The following is a 20,919-nucleotide window of genomic DNA, read 5'->3' on the forward strand; positions in this document are numbered from 1 at the left end:
ACATCACAATGGCTTTTTCAATTTAAAAAAGATCTGACGCAACAATGCGTCAGATCTTTTAGCCTATTTATATTTTGGAACGTCATAATACAACGTATAATTGTCCAGCAGTGTGTATAAGCTGTACATCCGATTTACTTGTTTATAAGCCCAGCCGATATCTGTTGCATATTGGTGACTGGCCGTTGGGGCCCACCTCATTTTAAACAGTGTATCTTGCTGAAAGCCGCTTCTGTGAATATAGTTTTTGCCGATCAGTTCGGCTCCGCCGATGATGGCCTTTTCAGGAGTATCCCACCCCTGCTCATAGGCAGTTCTTGATCCGCATTCCAACGGACAAGAATCATATGCACCATATCCGTACACATTGTAAACCGTTTTTCCGTTATATTTGACACCTTTGGCTAATTGGGAAGTTCCATTTCCGGTTTCCAAAAGAGCATGAGAGATCAAATACAATTCATTAATGCTGTATTTTTTGGATGCCTCAACAAAAGCTGCTCCTTTTCCTTCAAGAATTCCCTTACCTTTTAATATTTTGCTGTTAATTTCACTGGCTGATAGACCTGCATATTGAGACAGTTTCAAAAACTGGAAGTAATACTTGCTGTCCATTGAAAAGTTATTCGGATTAATATAATACGCGGTCTCAACTTCACTTGCATTTCTCCAGCCCATGTTAATTTTTGCCCAATTCCCTTCAGTGCCGACAATACTGACTCTATCACCTTTATTTAGCATACCTATAATGTTGTTGCTAGCCACTTGCGGAGAAGATCTAACATTTAGGTAGTCTGCCGTTACGGTACTGTTGCCCGTATTGATATAAGAAAGCGATACATAGCCCGGAGAGTCTGTCTGCGGGTTAACACTCATTTGCTTTTTCAACATTTCACCAAGGGTGAGGCCGTAATCTGTATACATGATTTGGGGACCGTCTTTTGTTTTGACAATGTTGACAGTCCACCCATAATTACTTTTTATTTGGTTGGCTGTTGCAGATGCATTGTTGTATCCCTGGATATTATCAATGACAATTTTATAAAGGTATTGTCGCTCGCTTGTATAACTATTCCACCAGCCTTTTTCCTTAAAGAAGGCTTGAGCTTTCAGCAAGTCATCATACAGCAATGTCATTCCGGTTTCAATTCTATAGCTGGAATATCCGGTTTCTCCAGTGTTAACAATTGTAGCCCACCAATTATTAGCCTTGAAGAATTCCAGTCCTTTTTGGGCTTGCTCCTTGCCGAAAACCTGATCAGATACTACCCGATATGATGAATACCCGGTTTCACCGGTCTTCTGGTAGCCCGCATACCATGAGTTCTTTTTGAAAAAGTCCAATCCTTTATTAACCTGACCCGTTCCCAACACCGGATTGGAATATATTTTAAAGCGAGTATATCCTGTTTTCCCGGTATCCTGATAGCCCGCATACCAATTGTTTGATTTAAAGAAATCTAATCCTTTGGCAAGCAGAGTATCACCAAGAATCGGTTCAGAATAGATTTTGAATTTTGTATATGCCTGTTCTCCTGTTTCTTTATAAGACACATACCATGAATTCTTTTGAAAGAACTCCACACCCTTATTTACTGCACCCATTCCGAGCACGGGATCGGAAACGATTTTATAGCGGTCATACGTTTGTTTATCACTTTTCTGTGTTGAAAACCACCAGTTTTTCTTCGTCAAATACTGTTCTGCTTTTTCCCGATCTGAAGAATTGAGATCATGAAATAAAATTCTAAATGATGTTGAATTTGGCAGCTGCTCATATTCAGCAGTTAAGTTGATAGCCTCTTTGATCTCTTGAATATGTTTTTTAACAAGAGACTCACTTCCAAATCCGCCGGTTCTGATGTTGAAGTACTCGACAGGATCTCCCACTGGCTGTACGCGGCCTTTAATACCTGTCTCAGTTTCAAATTTTTCAAGATTGGCTGTTGCAGCAGACTCACTGTTAAATCCGCCACTGGTCAGAATATAATACTTTTCGGGATCACCAACAGGCTTATATGTCCCCTTGATTCCGGTTTTCTGTTCAAAATCACTCAAAATATTCTTCACTTTTAATTCGCCGCTAAATCCGCCGCTTATCAAAGTGTAATACTTTTCAGGATCGCCGATCGGTTTATATGTACCATCGATGCCTGTTTCCTTCTTGAAAGCACTTAAAATATCTTTCACTTTAGATTCCCCGACAAACCCGCCGCTGACTATCTGATAATAATAATCCTTGGTCGTACTTATCGGTTCAACTGATGCGGAAATCCCGGTTTTCTTTGTAAAAGACTGAGCGACTGATTCCGTTTTAGATTTCCCTGAAAAGCCGCCGCTTGATACATAGTAATAATAATCTTTCGATCCGATCCCCACGTAATTGGCATTTATACCAGTGCTATCTTCAAACTCTTGCAGGTTTAATTTGACTCGCGACTCTGTAGGAAATCCACCGGAATATAGATTATAAACATTTTTATAATCATTTGTTTTTTGATACACTGCATTCCAGCCAGTATTTGCTTTCAGTTTTTGCAAATTCTTTTCAGCGTCTTCCTGTCCGAGAAACGCAGCAGACGTCTCTACTTTATATGTAGAAGTATCCGTATATCCTGAAGATTTATTGACGAGGATTGAACTCAACATTCCGATAAAAAGTACAGAAACTGCAAATTTTAAAGATATTTTTCTCATTAGACTCCCCCCTTCTATTGTTCTATTTATCTCTCAGTTTTCTGTATCGGCTTACAAAGAGATATGTTTAACCGACATTTATGAGTATATCAAAATTTCAAGCAAAGACTATTATTTTTTTGGAACAATACAAAAAATGTGAAAAAAACCATGACTCTTGTCATAAAAAACACTTTTCATCATGTCATTTCATATATAAATCAGACTATCTTGACAAAAATAAAGAAATACGGATATCTTTAATTAAAAACTAATCACAAGGGGACTTTATGGACATTAAAAAAACAATTACTTCATTGGAAAATTTATCACAGGAGTCTCTTGCCTTTGGTGAGAAATTCATATTAATAGTAGAACATAAACAAATTAATTTTGAATTTTTTCTGAATATAAAATCGACCTCTGACGCTTTGTTGGTCCTTGGATCCGGAGCGATCGATCCGAAAAAACACTCACTTCCTGTTTTCCACAGACATTCGTGGGCAGATGAAATCGCTTGCTCCAGCATATTTTATAATGACCCGACCCTTTATTTAGGAAATATAAATATCGGATGGGGACAGGGGGATGAAGAACATTTTTATTTAGAAACCATTTCAAACATCGTTATCAAAATCGCTGACATATTGAAAATAAAGCCGGAGAAAACAACTTTCTATGGAAGCTCAGCCGGGGGATACACCTCTCTATTCCTCAGCGGACTGTTCAAAGGCTCGACCGCCCTGGTCAACAATCCACAAACTATCGTGTACAACTATTATCAAAGCCATGTCTTGAAAATGTTTGAGGTATCATATAAAAAAAAGGGATTAGAAGATTTTCCACAACATTTAAGGTACAGGATGAATATTCCGGAATTATATAAAAAAATAAATTATATTCCCAATATCATTTATTACCAAAATCTAGCCTGCGAACATGATATTAACCGTCATTTTAATCCTTTTATTAATGATATTTTTGAACTCACAAAACAAAAACCGTATGTAAAAAAAGTTGAATGTCACTTCTATTATGATGAGGAAAAAGGGCATAATCCTATGAGTAAAGAAGAGACTTTGGCTATTCTAAATGAAAGAACCGGAAAATATTAAGGGGAAGGGGGATGTCCCCCCCTCCTTACCTAAACTTCTGATTTTAATAAATTTAAAATATCTTGATCTTTCCACTTCATTCCTTCATATAACCTCAATATTTGCACTAAAAGATTTCTTGCTTCATCTTTCTCCTCTTCATTTACCATGGTCAATTTAACCATATACCAATTCTTCACATAGTTCTCAAGGCGAATATCCTGATAATCTTCCAACAGTCCTTCTTTTTTCAACCAAGCAATTCGCCCTTTTTCAAGCATCACATATCGCTCAAAAAATCTTTTGTTTATATTGTTGACTGAAGAGTTTTCAACCATTGCATAGTAAATATGAATAGGTAAATCAATGACTTTAAAAGCCCTTGATGAGAGGATCATTTCATGAAAGACGAGAGTATCCTCCCCTATTGCACCTTCAACCATCTTAATGCCGGAATTCATTAGCCATTTTCTGTTAGCAACAAGAGCCTGGATACTCATTGCCTTAAAATAAGTTTTCTTAAGAAATTCCCCATGTGGTCCCTTCCGAGATGCTCTGCCATTATTGAACCCCATCATGGTTTTATAATAGGAAAACAGCTGCTCTTGATCCGATAATCTAACCATATCGCCGATTACCATATCATATGAAGATCCTTTAGCCTCCTCTAAAAGAGCGGCATAACCATCATTAATCGCTTCATTATCCGGGTCAAGATATGTTACCCATTCTGAAGTTGACAGATCCAATCCTTTATTTCTCGGCCTTGACGCACTTCCGCTCCCCCCTTGAGGATAGAAATGCGTTTTTACATTAGGGTATTTTTCCTGCAGCCTTTTAACGATATAAGGTGTATACCCATCTGTAGATCCGTCGTCAACGATTATAATCTCCATATCCTCAAAAATACTGCTTCTGGAAAGACTCTGAAAACATTTATACCTTAAATGCTCGCCATTGTTATATGTCGGTATAATCACCGAGAGTTTATAAGTTTTGATTTCATTCTCCTGTTTATTCTCCAGGGCAGTCAAAATCTCTAAAGGGTCAATACTATATCCTTTCAAAAGCTCGCCAGGCTGTATATCTTTCAACGATTTCCAATCAAATGACTCTCTCCAGAACAATGTCCGGTATCGATCCTTCATTTCATTTACATACTGATGTTCGACCCCAGGCACATATTCTTGCGGCGACCGGTAGTAAGCATCTTTTGTAATATAGTCTGAATCTGTATATTTAAAACCGTTGATCATATCCTCGAGATAATATTCTCCATAACAGTAGTCCTCACCGAAAAATGCAACCATATCATGCTCGGCATAAACTTGTTCAGTCACATCTTTTTCTTCCATAAATGTTTTGTATGGATAAGATTGACGGTTAAATTGTTCTCTCATTTCAGGTGTATCTTTTTTGGTGACTACAAGCACTTTTTTATTGAATTTATGCTTTTTAAGCCCTGTGATTTCCGCAATTTTATTGACTCTGTCAAATGCGGTTTCACCATTCAATACCTTTCTGACACCTTGCATCTGCAGCTCGTATATTTCTTTTGCAGATAATGAGTTTAAGTAATCAGTCAATTCTCCTTTAGAGGGAGCCAAAAATACGTTTGGATATTTGCTATTTATTCCGATGCTGTAGTTGGACAACACCACCGTACCCATTGCCTGTAATTCATACACCCTGTTGGCAAACATTGTGTTGCTGTCTTTTACAGAGTTTAAATTTAATGTAAAATCATACATTTTATGAATTTTTTGCAAAGTTTCATGATCTGTTGACGGCACCACATAAGGAACATATTCCTTTGGATAAAAATGAGCAGGAAGCTGTAATGAAAAATTGCGGTCAATGATGGTTAATTCACGGCCTGCATTTAATACTCCATCAAAGAGAATTCGGCTGTCATGCTGTCTGTTTGGATATTTATGATACCATGAGCCTGCAAATAGTATATCCTGCCTTCTGAACATTCTCGTCCCAATCGGGTTATGATAAATTGGGTTAACGCCAAACTCCAATACGTCAAACGTTTTTGCTGAAGGACAGTCCCTTCGATAATCGTCAAGAACTTCTTGGCACGTCGTAAAAATATGGTCCGCTTGCTGAGCTAAGTCGATATAAAACTCATAATTAACCGGATCTTCTTTTGAATAAAAGACAATAGGAATATCCTTGCTTCTGTAAAATTCAATAATGCTGCTGATACGATCCCTTATTTTCTTTATTTTCGGATTACCAAGGCCTTTCCATGATCCATCAAGCCCTCTCCAAGCAGTAGCAAGAACAAAAACATCAATTTTGTCACCAAAATTTCTATAGTTTTCATAATTAATATAATGAAAACCCGCAGCGTCTTCCAAGCTTTTAAATAAGAATTCATCTGCAATAATTCCAACTTCTAAATCAAGTTTCTTATAATACTTTGAACCATTGCTGTCGGGAAGTTGTTTGATTTGCTCCTGAATTTCCTCATAGTATCCTTTTTTGTGATTTTTCTTTAAAAACTGCAAGTATGCTTCTTTTTCAGCCGGTGTCATAATATTGTTTTGACGAGATGCTGGTGAACTTTTAGCGGTTTGACTATTTCTTAAGTCCGCAAGCTTCTTTTTCCTGTTATTTAAAACCGATAGACTCTTATTTTGATTAAACTCACTTATAGTGGCTTTATCAACGGCAATTTCCTTTGTCAACCTAGCTATTTTTTGTTTAATAGTCGTTAGACGCTGATCAATATTCGACATCAACGATTACCTCTTCTTTTTCTAAATTTCCAATAAAAAAGGGTCAAACGTCCTAATTTTGATGAAGAGAGTGCTTGATAACGCCTCTCCAGATACTTCATTTGCTTGTCCATTTTCTTTTGTTGCTGTAATAATTTTTCTTCTTTCTTATATGCATCAACCAGATCTTTTTTTAGCACAGTCACTTCATTCAGCAACGAAGATATCTGCTTCTCATACGGCTGAACTTCTTTCCTGTCATGAAGATTAAGGGTATCGATCATACTGCAGATTATCTCTGATAAGCTGTTAACAGCTGTGTCATTAGTTCGTTGCAATTTTAACCCGATCCATTTGTTGCCGCTGTAAACTTTAACATTAAATCCGAGTTGAAAAGATGCTATGACTAAATTCAGGAGATTATTGAGATTCAGATCTTTTATAAATGTCCAAAGAACAAAGCTTCCTTTCGATGATAGATATGGAGCTAACCGTTCAATATACCTTTCAGAATCAAATACGGTCTTTAGAAGATCTCCCAAAAGGATGGTGTCAAACGTCTCAATATTCATGTCTGCCTCTTCTTCAAGGTCATGCCTTAAATACACAACTTTTTTTCCGACAGCAGTCAAATATGCGTCACCAAGATTACTTGATTTAACAGCGACTAAAATATGATCCCCCACAGCCGAGGTATATTCCCATTTTATTGGATTATTATCGTCTAAACCCAAAAATTCGTTGTTTTTTTCGTTTACGTTTGGAGCTGTTTCTGAGAAAACAGGTTTCAAATGTATCTTCCTCCTTCTCTGAATATGTGAGGGAATAAAAACTAAGTCTAATCAATGAGGATAGTCTGCCAAATGGCAGACTATCCGTGTGTTGGTCATGAAAAATAGCTGAGAAGAGCTTCCACAATACGTTTGGATGCATGACCATCTCCATATGGATTGGAAGCCCTTGACATTTTTTTGTATTCTTCCTCATCTGTTAGTAACTGTTTCGTCAGCGTGTAAATCACATTTTCTTTTATACCAGCTAGCTTTAATGTCCCTGCTTCGATTCCTTCAGGTCTTTCCGTTGTATCCCGCAAAACAAGAACAGGCTTCCCTAGTGAAGGAGCCTCTTCCTGTACACCCCCTGAATCGGTTAAAATCAAATATGATTTTGACGCGAAATTGTGGAAGTCAATCACTTCTAAAGGCTCAATTAAATGAACACGGTCCAAGCTTCCCAATATTTTTTCAGCTGTTTCCCTTACAACGGGATTTAAGTGGACAGGATAAACAACTTGAACATCATTGTGCTCCTCAACGATTCTTTTGATCGCGCGAAACATGTTTTCCATAGGTTCGCCTATGTTCTCTCTTCGATGAGCAGTCAAAAGAATCATCCGGTCATTCCCTAATTGATCAAGAACTTCATGATGATAATCATCCCGGACAGTCGTTTTTAGAGCATCTATTGCCGTGTTTCCTGTAACATAGATTTGTGCAGGATCTTTGTTTTCCTCTAATAGGTTTTGTTTAGATTTTTCTGTAGGGGCAAAGTGCAAATCAGCAATTACACCCGTAATCTGACGGTTAATTTCCTCTGGAAAGGGAGAATATTTGTTTCTCGTTCTCAATCCTGCTTCTACATGCCCGACAGAAATTTGATTATAAAATGCAGCTAGGCTGCCGACAAAAGTCGTTGTTGTATCACCATGTACAAGCACAATATCGGGTTTTTGTTCTATTAACAATTCATTTAATTTCGACAATGCGCGTGTGGTAATATCAGCAAGTGTCTGCCGGTCTTTCATGATATTCAAATCAAAATCAGGTTGAATGTCAAAAGCACTTAGAACTTGGTCAAGCATCTGCCTATGCTGAGCAGTAACAGTTACCAAAGATTCGATGTGATCAGGATATTTTTTAAGTTCAAGGACAAGCGGAGCCATTTTGATTGCCTCCGGCCGGGTCCCGAATATGGTCATGACTTTTATTTTTTTCAACGCTTTGCCTCCTAGTTGTTGCAATTCACTTTATTTCTATCGATTCGGAACAATGCTTTGATGACCTATACCAGTATCTTCTCTTTATTTGTTGACTCATGAAGGTTCCCAAAATTGATATATTTAAAATCATTTGAACGATTTTTTACGATGTTTTTCGTATCAAAAATCTGCTTAGTTGACATTTTAGTCAAGTGAGACCAATCCAATTCTTTAAATTCATCGTGATCGGATAAAATTAATATTAAATCTGAATGATCTACAGCTTCCTCGATGTCAGCGAAAACAAAGTCCTTTTTAACATGCGGATCATAAGCTCTGACTTCATATTCCCCTTGTTCCTTTAAGATTTCTAAAATTTCCATAGCCGGGCTTTCCCTGATATCATCTACATTTCCTTTATAAGTGAGGCCAAAAACGGTAATTATTTTCCCTTTCGCCTTTTCCATCAATGTATTAACGCTTTCTACTACATAGTAAGGCATTGAAGTATTAATGGAACGTGAAAGGTCAATTAATCTAGCAGTTTCCGGAGCCTTGGCGACAATAAAGTAAGGATCAACAGCCAGACAATGGCCTCCCACACCCGGTCCCGGTGTGTGTAAATTGACTCTTGGATGTTTATTTGCCATTTCAATAACATCAAGCGTGTCTATCTCAAGTTCGTTACATACTTTTGTAAGTTCATTTGCTAAAGCGATATTTACATCCCTGAACGTATTCTCCATTAGCTTGGACATTTCTGCTGTTTTAGCATTTGTTTTGATAATCTCGCCTTTTACGAAAGTGCTGTATACTTTTGCTCCGGCTTCTGTACAAGCTCGTGTAATTCCGCCTACAATACGATTATTATATACTAATTCGTGAAGAATCTGCCCAGGAAGCACCCTTTCAGGACAGTGAACCAAATATACATCTTCACCAATGACAAAACCGGCTTCCTCCACAAGAGGTTTTACATAATCATCCATGCTTCTTGGTCCAATCGTTGATTCAACAATAATAACGTTGCCCTTTTTGACGAATGGAAGGACCGTCTTAACTGCATCCAGAACATAAGTTAAATCGCAGGACCTATGTTCATCATTACGGTTAGGGGTTGGAACTGAAATAATAAACGCATCAGATTCCTCCGGCATCAGTGAAGCTTTAAAGGTTCCATTTCGAATGACCTCATTTAAGGCTTCTTGCAGCCCCGGCTCCTCGATATGAATGAGCCCCGCATTTAAAGAGTTTATAACTTCCTGTTTTATATCAACCCCTACGACTTCAACGTTGTGTTTAGCAAACATAATAGATGTCGGTAGACCAATATAACCAAGTCCCATTGTGCAAATTTTCATCATTTTTACGCCCCTTTTCAAAAATAAATCATTAATAATAGTAAATAGTACCTATTAAAGAGCCAAATCATTGACCTCTAGGTTTTTATAAACTCTTAAAAAAGCAACCTTTTCATGTTCCCAGTTGTATAAATCCCTGGCTCTGAGACTATTTCGACTTAAAACCTCTCTGAAATCCGGAGCGCTCAACAGTTTATTAACGCCCTCAGCAATAGAATCTGGGTCATGAGAATCAACGATTATTCCTGTCTTCTCTCCTTCTATCACTCTCCTGATTTCCGGAAAATCGCAAGCAACCACCGGAACCCCGGCCATCATATATTCGAACAATTTGTTTGAAGAAGCTGAATAGTGATTGAAGCACACATTATTTAATACTTGAAAACCTAAATATGCATTTCTTGTATATTTAGGGAGTTCAGCTAACGGAACCTTCGGCAAAAATCTAACCTTGTCTTCGATTCCCATTTCATCAACCATTTTTTCCAAATCGGGTTTTATACGGCCATCTCCAATAAACACTATTGTTCCTTCGATAAATTTCGGAGCCGCTTTAACGAGATTTTCAAGTCCCCTTCCCGTTTGTATACCCCCTTGATACAAAAGAATTTTTTCCTTTTCCGGAAGGTTCAACAGGCTGTGGAGATCGATTTTTTCACTGTTTTCTTCTATTTGCTTAAATGGATAGTTGTGTACTACATGCGGATAAAAACCGTAAAGATCCTCATTATACTTCGCTCTCGTATGGTTTTCGACAATCATTGCATCAATTTTTTCAATCAAAAAAGCTTCCATTTTTCCGTAAAAGCTGCTGTCGTAGCCCGTTCTGCTTGTTTGTACTTCATGAGAATCATAGATTAGCTTTTTTTTCTTCAAGCGGAACTTTGAACATATATAACCTTGCGGAAGGGTGTTTAAATCATTTGAATGATAGATGTCATACTTCCGCTTCGCCCCTTTTAAAATCATTCTTAAAATGATGCTTCCTCTAACAATCGCTGTCTTCAGTTTCGTTTTGAGAACAATTAAAGCAAAAAGAGTACAGATGATGACAGGAATTGGCATCATATATACGAAAAACAGCCATAAGAGAGCAGCCAGCAGCAACAAAAATTTATTCTGCCTTAACTTCTTCATGATCATTTGGAAAAACTGAAGACTTACCGGATATCTCTTTACACGATGCACCCTAAAATGTTCATTGTATTCTTCAAAAGTTTTAAGATTAGGATCTTTTGGATCGTGGATACAAATTAAATCAACATCATAGGTATCTTCAGACAGTGCTGTACATTCCCTCATAACCCTTGCGTCATTTGTAAAATGGTTCCAAACAAACATACAAACTTTTGTTCTCATCATAATCAACCTTTAGCCATTTGATCTAACAAATTCGTTAATTTGTTAATATTGTTTTCCCACAAGAATTTTTTTTCGATAAATTCTCTGCAATTTGACTGCATCTCCTCTAATAGTTCTGGATCATTGTAAAGCTTTAAAATATAACTTACCATTTCATCAACTGATTGCCGGCTTGTCACAAAGCCGATTTTTTCACTTTCAATCAGCTGTTTGGAATATCCAGACAATGAAGCGACAACGGGAAGTCTGCATGTTAAATAGTCAATAATTTTACCGGGAAGTACTGTTTCAAAAACCCTAGAATTATTCAGTGTTGCTATTCCCACATCACAGCGTGACATCCGGTTTAAACAATCTTGTCTTCCCATCGGCTTTATAAGCTTTACATTTTTAAGGTTATGACGCCGGACAAAATCTGTAAAAGTCTGTTTCTGCACTCCATAGCCAATCACGTTTAATGAAATATGATGTTCATTCAGCTTTTTTGCGAGCTGCATTAAAATTGTGACATCTTGAGCCAGTCCAATATTACCTGCATAAACAACATTAAACATTGAGCCCCCCTCTCGTTTTTCCAGCATCGTTTCTTTTTTTCTTGCAGCATTCGGCAGGAATATCAACTTTTTTGTTAAACCATCACATTTATTTTTAAAATGGTCTATAAATCCCTCGCTGTTGATGATGATATGGTCGGCTTTTTTGTATAATGTAGATTCCATTTTTTCAAACATCCAAATAATATAAGAACGATTAAATACACCAACGCCTTTTAGTGATTCCGGCCATAAATCCCTGACATCCAACAGCAACTTCGCATTGTAACGATATTTAGCGACTAAGCCGACAAAGGCTACAAAAATAGGCGGAGAAGTTACAAACACAATATCATATTGATTTTTATCCTTCTGAACGTAAAAAAACATTTTCAACATTATCTCAAGATAATAGAAAAGTCGGCTAAAAAAGTTGGAGGAATATTTTTTATTCTGAATTGACAATCGAGTAACTTGGTTTCGGTCTACATCGATATCTTGTTCGTTCCAAAAATCTTCTTGAGAATAAATGTCTCTGGAAGGATACGTCGGCTCCGTGGTCAAAACGTCTACATGATAACCTTTTTGCTTCAACATGAGGAAAATGGTTTTCATCCGGTTACCTGCACTGCCGATTTCAGGATAAAAATTTTGTGTGATCATTAAAATTTTCAAATAAACTCCCCGCACTTCCACAAATATTTAAAAAGAATCACTACGTATGAATCAGTTTCCTTAAAATGTAAAAAATGAAAACGAATCACCAAATGAAACAGATTCATATAATTCTGTCAGTCTATTTACGATTATAATATTTACAAAACACCAATTGCAACAGCAGTTCGTGAATTTCGACACAATTCTCCTTCCTTTATTAGGTATTTCGTTGCATAATGCCCCCCAAACAAATAGGAAGCAGGTCCCTGCTTCCTAATGATAAACTGGTATATCATAATACACTGTGTAATCATCGAGCAATGTATAAAGACTGTACATTCTCCCCACCTGCTTATAAGCCCAGCCGACATCTGTCGCATATTGGTGAAGGGCGTTCGGAGACCATCTCATTTTATAGAGGGTATCCTGTTTGTAAGTCGGGTGGTGAATGTATTTTTCACCGATGAATTTGGCTCCGCCCATAATGGCTGCCTCAGGTGTGAACCACCCTTGTTCATAGGCGTATTTTGCACCGTAGTAAAGCGGATTGCTGTCGTAAGCCCCGACGCCGTACATATTGTAAACCTTTTTGCCGTTGAACATCGTTCCTTTTGCCAACTCGGAAGTTCCGTTGCCCGTCTCAAGGAGCGAGTGCGAAATGAGGTACAGTTCATTGATGCTGTATGCTCTTGCCGCGTCGATGAACGCTTGGCCTTTGCCTGTCAAAATCCCTTTATTATAAAGGATTTTCGCATTGACTTCGGCGGCATTCAAGCCAGCCGTTTGCGAGAGTTTTAAAAATTGGAAGTATGCCGAGCTGTCTTGTGTAAAGTTTTGCGGGTTGACATATTTTTCGACTTCTTCTCTGCTGGCATTACGCCAATTCATTCTGATTTTTGCCCAGCCGTTTTCCTGGGAGATGATATTGACTTTATCCCCTTTTTGCAGCTGTCCAATGATGTTCCCGCTTGTCACAAGGGGGCTTGACCTGATATTCAGCAGATCAGCCGTAACGGTTTGGTTCGCCGTATTGATGTAGCTTAATGAAACATAAGCCGGCGCATCCGTTTGCGGGCTGACTTTCATCTGTTTGTCGACCATCTGACTGAGCGTGATTCCGTAGTCAGTCGTTGTGATTTGGGGGCCGTTTTTCACTTTGATGACATTCACCGGCCAGCCGTAATTCGTTTTGATCCGATTGGCGGCAGCATCCGCACGGTCTTTCCCTGTAAATAGTTCATTGATTGAGATGTGAAACAGGCTGACCGACTTTGTTTGGTAAGTTGCGCTGACATTGTTCTTCTTAAAGACATTCAATCCCTTGTCGAGATCTGCTTTACTTGTGATCTGACCTGTCGTCACCCGGTACTGCCTATAGCCGTACTCACCCGTTTGTTCAATCTTGCCCGGTATATTCTGCTTGCTGAAAAATCCGAGCGCTTGCTGTAATTTCTCCGTTCCGATCAGAGCTTCCGAACTCAATTTGTACCGGCTGTAATATTGGCCGGTCTTCACGGCCTCTGCGTGAATGCCTGCTTCTTTAAAGAAATTGAGCGCCTTCGTCACTTTGTCCTGTTCGTATACGGATTCCGTCGTCAGCTGATAATGGCTGTACACTTTTTTTCCTGTTGGTCCGGCCGTTCCCGCCGCACCGTTTTTCTTAAAGAATTCCAGTCCTTTATTGATTCGCGCTTGGACGGCTGTTTCGCCGGACGCGAGCCGGAAGCGGCTGACGGTCGTGCTGCCGGCGCTTTGAGCAGAAGCCTGAATGTTTTTGTTTTTGAAAAACCGGATGCCGTCGTTTGCTTTCTTTTGATCTGAAAGCGGGACGGAAACGATTCTGAAGGATGTCTGCTTTTTTCCCGTCTTTGCAGCAGTATAACGCCACGTTTTCTTTTTGAAAAAGGCGTCGATTTTTTTGAGGTTTTGACTGTCTACGCTTTTCATGCTTACGATCCAGAAGCGCGCACCTTTTACTTTTTCCGTGCTTGAGGTGAGACCGGTATTCTTTTTAATTTGTCCGGCGGCATTTTTCGCGCTCTTTTCGTCATTAAAATATCCCGATTTCACATTGTAAAGCTGTGCCGGCTGACCGGCAGCTTCATATGCCCCTTTGACCTTGAGTTCTTTTTCAAACTGCTTCAGCAGATTTTTTGCGTTTGTTTCGCCTTGTATCGAACCTGTCGCAATTTTATATCTGGGCTGTTGTTTCTTTACTGTTTCTATCGTTCCTTTAAGGGCAGTTTCTTTTTCAAATCGGACAAGCAGGCTTTTCGCTTTGCTCTCATCTGCGATTTCTCCTGAATAAAGCTTGACGAGCGCTTGCCCCGCTCCGTATGGTGCGTACGACGCTTTGAGGCCTGTCTCTTTTTGAAAACGGTCGAGGATGGCTTTCGTATTGTCTTCGCCTTCGATTCCTCCCGTGACGACCTTCACGTAAGCTTCCCTGTTTCCTGCAATTGTATAGGTCGCTTTCAGACCGGTTTCTTTTTCAAATTGGAGCGCCCATTCTTTGGCTTTTGCTTCACCGGCAAATTCCTTTGATACCGCTTTGGAAAACGGTTCTTTCTGTCCAACCGGACCATAGGACGCCTTCAAGCCGGTTTCTTTTTCAAACTGCAAAAGCAGATTTTTTGCTCTGCTCTCCCCTTCGACACCTTCTGATGTCAAAACGTATGTTGTGCCGTTTTTTCCTGAAGGTTTGACCTCGGCTTTCCATCCCGTGTCCTTTTTCAGTTGTTCTGCCGCTTTGAGCGCTGCGCTTTCGCTATTAAACTCTTTTGTTGTTTCAATTTTGTAGACGGAAGTATCGGTATACGCTGCTAAAGCAGGGATTGCCGGGACTGCCATATGTATGAGCAAAATGATTGCAGCAAAAATAACGGTTTTTCTAATGTTTTTCACATTCTCTACTCCCCTCGCCTATAAGCCTCTCAATTTCAAAAACTTGCTTTCTCTTTTTATCGGCGAGCCGGAATATTTTTTCATACAATAAAAAAGCTTAACGGCCTTCTTTTGCAGACCGTCAAGCTTTTTATATGTGTGACACGATAAGTTCGCATGTTCCTTCTATTGTAAAATCATTGGTTTCGGCCGGAAGGATAAAATTTGTTCCTTTGCTGATCGGAAATAATTCGCCGCCCTGAGTGAGCTTTCCTTCTCCTTCAATCACGCTGCATAGCAGGAAAGGGGCATCCTGGGTCAGCTCAGTGGCACCGTTGATCTCCCATTTGTATACGGAGAAGTATTCGGCTTCAACAAATGTCTTAATGGTAATACCTTTTTGAGTTTCTGTCGATTCGTCAACATAGCTGTCAACGTGCGGTACTGTTGTGACATTGATCGCCTGTGTCAGGTGAAGCTCGCGCTTTTCTCCATTTTGATCGGTCCGGTCATAATCGTATACCCTGTACGTCGTATCAGAGCTCTGCTGTGTCTCCAAAACGACCGTCCCTTCGCAAAGAGCGTGAATCGTGCCGCTTGGCACATAATAAAAATCGCCCGGCTTGATTTTGATCCGCCTTAACAGGTTGTCCCAATCACCGCTGTTGATCATGGTGACCAGCTCTGTCCGCGTTCTCGCCGTATGGCCGTAAACGATCTCGGCACCTTCTTTGCAATCGATGATATACCAGCATTCCGTCTTACCGAGTTCCCCGTTTTCGTGTTCGCCCGCATAATAGTCATCGGGGTGGACTTGAACGGAAAGATCTTGATTGGCATCAAGTATTTTCGTTAACAGCGGGAAACGGTCTCCCTCTGCACCGCCGAACAATTCGCGGTGCTCGTCCCAAAGCTCGGCAAGCGTTTTTCCTTTGTAAGGACCCGAAGCAACGAGGTTCGGCCCGTTTGGATGGGCGGAAATGGCCCAGCATTCACCTGTCAAATCAGAGGGAATGTCATAGCCGAATGTCTCGCGCAAAGCCGTTCCCCCCCAGATCCTCTCTTTAAACTCAGGCTGCAGAAATATCGGTGATTGAGTCATGTTGCCATCTCCTCCCTTAATTCACGATTTTCTTATGTAAATAAAACGCTTTCTTTTATTGATAGACATGTATGATAAAATATAAACCTTTTCATATTTATTATGACGTTATCTCGATAGAAGTCAATGCCGGAAAGGAAAAACAGAAGCCCCAGAGGCTTCTGTTTTAGATTGTTGACAAAATCCCAAAACGGCTTTTTGTTTTGGGATTTTGTCATCCTTTCAGCGTGATTGAAAACCCTTGCAGTCTAGGAAGGCCGAGCATCGGAGCGGAGCGAATGTTGGAATTCGTGAGCACCGACGCGCAGGCCTGACAACGAATGCGAGGGTTTGTCGACACGCTGAAACAGAAGCCCCGGAGGCTTCTGTTTCAGATTATGCCAGCTCGATAATGCGCTGGTTTGAGCTTCCTCTGTAAAGGAGCGTCAAGTCCCTTTTTTTGATTTCGAACGGGCCGTCTACCAGGACATCGCAATAGGCCAGCAAGGCGCTGTGCTTTTCATTTTTCAAGATTTGTTCGTACGTATAGCCGCTGTAAAGCCAGATGTCTTTTTCGGATTGCTGCTTAATTCTCTCAGACAGTTCGATCAGTTCGCCCGCATGCAAAAGCGGCTCTCCTCCTGAATAGGTGACGTTTGTAAGCGGATTTTTCATAATTTCCTCAAATACTTCGTCTACACTCATATCAAATCCGTTATTGATATTCCAGCTTTGTTTATTATGGCAGCCTTCACACATATGCGGGCAGCCCGCTAAAAACACGACTGTTCTCAGTCCTTCTCCGTCTACGATGCTGTCATGGATAATATTCATCACTTTCATAGGTGCTTCACTCTGTCCTTTTCTTCTTGTCTTTTCGCCGAATTCCACTTTGACATATCTCCGACTAAATATCCCGTAATCCGTCTGATCCGTTCAATCAAAGCCTCATCGCGATTTTTGCACTGCGGGCACTCGTTATCGATGATTCCGGTAAATCCGCACGCCTTGCAGTGGTCGACAGGATGGTTGATCGAGGCGTAGCCCATGCCTGACCGGCGCATGGCGGTCACAATCATGTCCATCGCTTTAATGTTTTTTTTCGGGTCTCCGTCCAGCTCGATATAGCTGATATGCCCGCCATTGCACATCAAATGGAACGGCGCTTCTTTTCTGATCTTTTCAACCGCAGTCAGCTTATAGTGAACAGGGATGTGAAACGAGTTCGTATAGTAGATCCGGTCTGTGACATTGTGGATCGAACCGAACTCCAATTTATCTTTTTTGACAAATTTCCCTGAAAGTCCTTCTGCCGGTGTGGCGATCAAGGAAAAGTTCAGCTTGTGTTTTTCTGTGGCTGCATCGGCCTTATCTCTCATCGACTGGACGATTTTTTTGCCGAGTTCAAACGACTCCTCGCTTTCTCCGTGATGTTTTCCGGTCAATGCAGTCAAAGCTTCAGCCAGTCCGATAAATCCGATGCTCAATGTTCCGTGCTTTAGCACATCCTCGAGCGTGTCCTCAGGATCAAGCTTCTCGCTTTCATGCCAGATGCCTTGCGAATACAGGAACTTAAAGTCTTTTGCTCTTTTTTTGCATTGAAAGGCGTACCGTTCAAGCAGCTGTTGAATCGTTAATTCCATGTAGCGGTTTAACAAAGCAAAAAACTGTTCAACGTTTTCGCTGAGCAGCGCTATTTTGACAATGTTGATCGAGGTGAATGACAAATTCCCTCTGCCGATGCTGTTTTCTTTCCCATGAATATTGGACATGACGCGCGTTCTGCATCCCATATAAGCGATTTCGCTTTCCGGTGTTCCGTCATAAAAAGGTTTATTCACGGGCGAATCGATAAAGCTGAAGTTCGGAAACAGCCTTTCAGCGCTTGTTTCCAATGCAAGCCGGTACAAGTCATAGTTAGGGTCTGTTTGATCGACGTTGACGCCTTCTTTCATTTTGAAGATCTGAATCGGAAAAATCGGCGTCTCCCCCTTGCCGAGACCTGCTTTTGTCGCCTTCAGAATATTTTTGATCAAAAGGCGGCCTTCCCTTGACGTATCCGTGCCGTAATTAATTGAAACAAACGGAACCTGTCCGCCGCCCCGCGAATGCATGCTGTTGGCATTATGTATAAAGGCTTCGCACGCTTGGTAAGTTGTGTTGTCCGTTTCTTCCCACGCTCTTTCCCTTATCTCTTCTTCTGTCAAAGTTGTCGGGTATTGTTTGATTTTCGCGAGATGCTTTTCGTACGTTTTGCGGACGTAAGGCGCCAGGTCGTAATCGAACATCGGAAATGACTGGCCGCCGTGCTGCATATTTTGATTCGATTGAAAAATGATGGATGCGAGTGACAATGCGCTCATAATGTCCTTCGGTTCCCTGAGGGAGCCGTGGCCTGTATGGAATCCGTCTTTTAACAGCCGGCCCAAAGGTATCTGGCAGCAAGTCGTTGTCCCGCTCGGCATATAGTCTAAATCGTGCGGATATATCAAGTTGTCATCGACTGCTTTCTTGATTTCCGGCGACATTAAGTAATGGAGCGCATAATGTCTGGAACTTTCGGATGCAAACCGGCTCATTTGCCCCATCGGGGAGCGGCCGTCTACGTTGGCATTTTCCTGCATAATATCGTGATCTCCATACCCGACGATATCATGAAATGTTTCTGTCAATTGTAATAATCCCTGTTCTTTAAAGCCTGTTGTCATCCTAATCTCTCCTAAAAAGTAGCATATATAGTGTCCATCTTTTCATGAGACACTATATATTGATATTAGCACAAATGATACCCGTTAAATTTAGCAATTTGGTGACGTTATTTAAAAACGGTCAAAAAAAAAAACGCCCCGGACAACATGTCCCGGTGCGTCAGCAACGAAATTACTTGTAATCGATCGTCATTTGTTTCGGAGGTTTTCTTTGTCTTGTCCGTTTTTCGATCCAGACGGTTGCAAGCGGCGTCAGAAGCGAGGTGACAATGACGCTTGTCGCGATGATCGCGGTCGCTGAATCAGCCACCGGCGCAAACACGGGGTTTGCATCGGCAAGCGCATACGGCACGGCTACCGCAGCCCCGGCCGTTGACGATGCTGCGACGCCCGCGACGCCGTCTCCTCTTGCGACAAAGCGGTCCAGCAGGTAAAGAGAAGCACCCGAGAGAACGACGACTGATACGCCGACAACAATGCCTAAAAGGCCGGATTGGATCAACATTTTAAAATCGAGCGTGTTTCCTAGTGAAAATGCGAAGAACGGAATGATCGCCGGTACGACTTTTCCGAACAAATCGCGCAATTCAGGGTCAAGGTTTCCGAGAATGCAGCCGAGTAAAAACGGGATGACGGTTGCAGCCAGCGTCTCCCAGGGAAATGCCGCGAGCCCTGTCACACCGAAAGTGACCATCGTCATAAACGGGCCCGATTCCGTGCTGATAAAGGCGAAAGCACCGGCGTCTTCCTTTCTTCCCATATGGTTCATTAACGCCAAATACAGACCGCCGTTCGTTTCATTCATAACGGCTACAATAGCAAGCACTGACAGCCCGGCAAAAAAACCGCTTTGAATGCCTTCGTCTGGAATGAACTGCGCTGCGATCAAACCCAATAATGCGGCAATGCCGACTTTGCCGATCAGAAGTGTCAGTCCCTTCCTCGCAATATATCCTGAAGAACGAAAATCTATTGTTGCACCAACGCAAAAGATAAATACTCCTAAAATCGGCAGCGTTCCAGTAATCAGGGCGCCTGTAAATCCGCCGAAAAACTCCGCGGTTCCCGGAGCAAACGTATTCAGCGTTGCGCCCAGAAAGAGCGGAATGATCATCATGCCGCCCGGCACACGTTCAATCGTTGCTTTAATTTTCATCATTTTTTCTCCCATTCTAGAAATTAATGAAAAAGCAAAGCTGTCGATCTTGCAAAACCTGAAGTCTTTTCACGCTGCGCACGCTTTAATTCTGCCGAATCCGACGCTGAAAGATACGCTGGATATCCGCTTCTGACACTTTGTTCAGCTGGCTTCCCACTCCAACTGCCAATGCTCCGGCATCGAGCCATTTCTCCACATCGCCCGGATGGATCCCGCCTGTTGGTATGAATCGAACCTTCGGAAAGGGGCCGGCGAGGTTTTTCATGTAAGGAATCCCGGAAGTCCCCCCTGGAAACAGCTTAAGAACCCGAAAACCCTTTGAGACCGCTTCCATAATTTCGCTCGGTGTTAATACGCCGGGAATAAAAAATGTATGCAATGAGGCGGCTTCCTCAGCCAATTTTTCCGAAAAACCCGGACTGACGATGAATTTTGCCCCCGCTGCCGCGGCTTCCCTCGCCTGTTCGCTCTCAACCACCGTTCCGGCTCCGACAAGAAGGCCGTCTTTTCCTGCAAATTTTTCAATCAGCTCAGACGCTCCCGGCGTCGTATATGTGATTTCAATCGCAGTAATTCCTTTGTCGATCAATCTGTGAATGCTTTCCTCAGCAGCTTCCTTATCGCCTGCGCGGACGACCGCGATCAGCCCGGCCTCGGCCAGCTGTTCTTGCACTTTTCCGATCATAGACATTTCCATT

Annotated in this window: 14 protein-coding genes; 1 reads left to right on the forward strand and 13 read right to left on the reverse strand. The window is 41.2% G+C overall.

Annotated elements, in window-relative coordinates; translation table 11 throughout:
• Window positions 1-63 precede the first annotated feature (63 nt).
• Window positions 64-2,697, reverse strand: coding sequence for an N-acetylglucosaminidase (locus tag MHH76_RS18990; protein WP_339223660.1), 2,634 nt, complete (start codon window positions 2,695-2,697; stop codon window positions 64-66).
• Window positions 2,698-2,966: 269 nt separating this feature from the next.
• Between MHH76_RS18990 and MHH76_RS18995 the strand changes: the two genes are divergently transcribed.
• Window positions 2,967-3,791 carry a hypothetical protein gene (locus MHH76_RS18995; RefSeq protein WP_023857176.1) on the forward strand — a complete coding sequence of 275 codons (825 nt, stop codon included), beginning with the start codon at window positions 2,967-2,969 and terminating at the stop codon, window positions 3,789-3,791.
• A 29-nt stretch (window positions 3,792-3,820) separates the two neighbouring features.
• On the opposite strand, the gene MHH76_RS19000 is transcribed toward MHH76_RS18995, so the two are convergent.
• The 12 genes from MHH76_RS19000 to MHH76_RS19055 all read right to left on the reverse strand — a co-directional run bounded on the left by MHH76_RS19000 (window position 3,821) and on the right by MHH76_RS19055 (window position 20,918).
• Window positions 3,821-6,520 carry a glycosyltransferase gene (locus MHH76_RS19000; protein ID WP_023857175.1) on the reverse strand — a complete coding sequence of 900 codons (2,700 nt, stop codon included), beginning with the start codon at window positions 6,518-6,520 and terminating at the stop codon, window positions 3,821-3,823.
• Window positions 6,520-7,290 (reverse strand): hypothetical protein, encoded by a 771-nt coding sequence (locus tag MHH76_RS19005; RefSeq protein WP_023857174.1) that lies wholly within the window; start codon window positions 7,288-7,290, stop codon window positions 6,520-6,522. The genes MHH76_RS19000 and MHH76_RS19005 overlap by 1 nt, the downstream gene beginning before the upstream one ends.
• 95 nt (window positions 7,291-7,385) lie before the next feature.
• Window positions 7,386-8,495: a UDP-N-acetylglucosamine 2-epimerase (non-hydrolyzing) gene (gene wecB / locus MHH76_RS19010; RefSeq protein ID WP_023857173.1), complete on the reverse strand. Its 1,110-nt coding sequence runs from the start codon at window positions 8,493-8,495 to the stop codon at window positions 7,386-7,388.
• A 65-nt stretch (window positions 8,496-8,560) separates the two neighbouring features.
• Window positions 8,561-9,838, reverse strand: a complete 1,278-nt coding sequence (locus tag MHH76_RS19015) for a nucleotide sugar dehydrogenase (RefSeq protein ID WP_023857172.1) — start codon at window positions 9,836-9,838, stop codon at window positions 8,561-8,563.
• A gap of 54 nt (window positions 9,839-9,892) precedes the next feature.
• Entirely contained in the window at window positions 9,893-11,200 is a 1,308-nt protein-coding gene (locus MHH76_RS19020; protein ID WP_023857171.1) for a glycosyltransferase, read from the reverse strand.
• Between the two features lie 2 nt (window positions 11,201-11,202).
• Window positions 11,203-12,408, reverse strand: coding sequence for a glycosyltransferase family 4 protein (locus MHH76_RS19025; protein ID WP_025810688.1), 1,206 nt, complete (start codon window positions 12,406-12,408; stop codon window positions 11,203-11,205).
• A 255-nt stretch (window positions 12,409-12,663) separates the two neighbouring features.
• Complete coding sequence (locus MHH76_RS19030) at window positions 12,664-15,294, reverse strand: N-acetylglucosaminidase (protein WP_268441440.1); 2,631 nt, start codon at window positions 15,292-15,294, stop codon at window positions 12,664-12,666.
• A gap of 130 nt (window positions 15,295-15,424) precedes the next feature.
• Window positions 15,425-16,375 carry a mannose-6-phosphate isomerase, class I gene (manA, locus tag MHH76_RS19035; protein ID WP_043054494.1) on the reverse strand — a complete coding sequence of 317 codons (951 nt, stop codon included), beginning with the start codon at window positions 16,373-16,375 and terminating at the stop codon, window positions 15,425-15,427.
• Between the two features lie 375 nt (window positions 16,376-16,750).
• Entirely contained in the window at window positions 16,751-17,197 is a 447-nt protein-coding gene (gene nrdG, locus MHH76_RS19040; protein WP_020453157.1) for an anaerobic ribonucleoside-triphosphate reductase activating protein, read from the reverse strand.
• Complete coding sequence (locus tag MHH76_RS19045; protein ID WP_020453158.1) at window positions 17,194-19,062, reverse strand: anaerobic ribonucleoside triphosphate reductase; 1,869 nt, start codon at window positions 19,060-19,062, stop codon at window positions 17,194-17,196. The genes nrdG and MHH76_RS19045 overlap by 4 nt, the downstream gene beginning before the upstream one ends.
• 172 nt (window positions 19,063-19,234) lie before the next feature.
• Window positions 19,235-20,218 (reverse strand): 2-keto-3-deoxygluconate transporter, encoded by a 984-nt coding sequence (kdgT, locus tag MHH76_RS19050; RefSeq protein WP_041817338.1) that lies wholly within the window; start codon window positions 20,216-20,218, stop codon window positions 19,235-19,237.
• A gap of 85 nt (window positions 20,219-20,303) precedes the next feature.
• Window positions 20,304-20,918, reverse strand: coding sequence for a bifunctional 4-hydroxy-2-oxoglutarate aldolase/2-dehydro-3-deoxy-phosphogluconate aldolase (locus tag MHH76_RS19055; protein WP_020453160.1), 615 nt, complete (start codon window positions 20,916-20,918; stop codon window positions 20,304-20,306).
• Between the last annotated feature and the right edge of the window lies 1 nt (window position 20,919).

This window comes from Bacillus sp. FSL L8-0193, from assembly GCF_037976065.1.
In the GTDB taxonomy this organism is placed as follows: Bacteria; Bacillota; Bacilli; order Bacillales; family Bacillaceae; genus Bacillus; species Bacillus paralicheniformis.